We start from the raw sequence: 2,489 nt of genomic DNA on the forward strand, positions 1-2,489 counted from the left end.
TTAGAAAAAAAATTTCTAATTTAATTCAGTGTGCTTGCCAGTATTTAAAAGAACGTTTGCCGTTGTTGCGGGTGCAAAACTAACTCCTTTATACCAGTATTCAAGCTTTTTTAAACACTTTTTTTATCCTTTTCTTAACTTTAGCTTTAACTTACTGAAAATACGCTTCTTGGAAAAAAAAAATTTTCTAATCTTTTGCAATATTCTTCCTAAAAAGTGACAAAACCCAGCGTTTATGGGCGAATCTTAAAATACAACTGCATTTCATACCTTACAATTCCTCTTGTACTAAAGATTTGACGGGTATCCATAAACTTTCTTTGTAATACTTTCAACATACAACTTACTAAGTGCAGAGAACTTGAAACAACCATGCCTTAACTTTTTACTGTAAAAAAAAGCAACAATTTACTTTAGCCTTGTCACAGACAGTAAAAATCAACCAAGCTATATCATTATTTTAACATTACATTGATATAGCTCGGTCTTTGACTTCTATTAAAGAAAGTGGCCGAAGTACTATACTTACGTTTATTTTGATTACAGTAATTATAATCTTCTGTCAACCTGTACTGGCAATCTTAAGAAGTCAACTAAAAGAGAATTTAAAATTACAAGAGCTAATGCAAAAGTAGTATAGGTTTCGGAAAAAGCGTCCTACTACTTTATATCTACAGAAAACGAAAGCACCATGCTTTGTAGAAGAATTATTGCTGCCAAAACAAATTCCACAGTAGCATCTTGCACTAATAAAAAGGACTTACTAAAACAAGATTTACATTCTAGGCTTTTATAGAAAGAAACTATCCGTAAGATTGCCCTGCAGAAAAACATACAAAATATAAAAATAATTACAAGCCTTTCAATTGCGGTAAGATATACTATATGCCAAGGTTTATAAAGCAAAATGGATCAAGACTACAGGCTTTGATGAAATAAGAAAAAAGGATTTATATAATTTCTAACTTATCTACAAATGCTTTACTACTTTAAAGAGTCACTAACTTACTTTTATCTCAAATTATTGTCGACTACTTTGAATTAATTTCAACTAAGAGAACAGAAGATATTTTACATTTATATTTACAAGACATTAATTTTACTCCCATAAGGCTTCGAGATTGTAAACTAAGAACTAACTGATTACTTTAAGAAACTACAGTTTATGATTATTACCACTAGTAGGAATATAGCTTACCACCATATTGCTCAGAAAAGGAAGACTAACAAATACAAAGTGAAAATTGTTTTTTAAGATCGGAATTTATTAGCTTAAAGAACTCGAGTAACACCAGACCTTGTTCATTTTACCAAAAGAGATCAATAGATACAAAGACTACTAATTGCAATGCTAGCAAATCTATATATGGAGTTACTGGTGAAAATTTATAAAACCAATACATAGACTTTTTAATCGGTTATAAAACTTGCAACCAGAAATCTCATACCAAACACAAGCTTCTGTATCCTCAAACAATAAACAAAAATTTATTAACAGATAACACATATCGCTCCAATAAAGAACTTTTTACAAAAGTGTCTACTACACGAGAAAATGCTACCAAACTTACTACAATACGTATTCCTGATTGAACTAGAGAAAATCTTGTACTCGTTTTATTTCAAGAAATAGCTCTTAAATAATAAAATTCAGTTGTCGAATTAACTTTATATATAACATCAAATATAGAACTCTAAGCCACAAAAATCTTTTTTAAATCACAGCTTTATAACAGAGCAATTTCATATTTAGAAATTAGAATTAGAAACTTTGTCGAAAAATATAATTAAAAGTAGTAATCAGGCCATTGATTTAGAAATTAATCGGCAACACCATTAAACAAATGCTCGCCACAAGTTGGTAATTCCTATACTAAACCAGAAAAAAAAGGTCATAACTTATCGAAGTAATATCACCACTAGCAAAAGAGCAGTATAAAATAACTACTAAACCCAAAAGAAAACGTTAAATAATAATTTGAAATACATCCTGATATTGAAAAAGCTCATAATTTGCCACAAAAAATTTAGAATATCTTTGAGAAAACAACCAATATGATTTATAAATAACTATATCATTCAGGGGGAATGAAAAAGTAAATCATATTGGGCTCAAATCATAGAACACAATACTAAAATCAATTATAAACAATTATCAAATTATTTTAAAACACATTGCTATAGAAGCACCAATTCTTAAACAGAATCTTTCAATGCTAAAATTAAAGCATTCAGGAATAAGTTTAGAGGAGTAAGAAAGATAGATTTCTTTCTGTTCAGATTGTTTAATATTTTTGCCTAATCCCCAAGTTTTGTTCTTGATCAAAAAATATATAATGATCCCCATTTATATCGCCAATATCAGGACGGGACATATTTATAACAAAAAACCCTTCATCTATTGATGAAGGGTTTTTAAAGAAAGGCGACGACATACTCTCCCACATAACTGCAGTACCATCTGCGCAGGCGGGCTTAACTACTCTGTT

At 29.7% G+C, this 2,489-nt stretch carries 1 protein-coding gene; it reads right to left on the minus strand.

Annotated features, from left to right (window positions below; all coding sequences use genetic code 11):
* Window positions 1-2,285: 2,285 nt before the first annotated feature.
* Window positions 2,286-2,489 (minus strand): hypothetical protein (locus BUC11_RS17090; RefSeq protein WP_217651043.1); only part of this gene is annotated, 204 nt, incomplete at its 5' end.

The organism is Flavobacterium xanthum (genome assembly GCF_900142695.1).
GTDB classification, from domain to species: domain Bacteria; phylum Bacteroidota; class Bacteroidia; order Flavobacteriales; family Flavobacteriaceae; genus Flavobacterium; species Flavobacterium xanthum.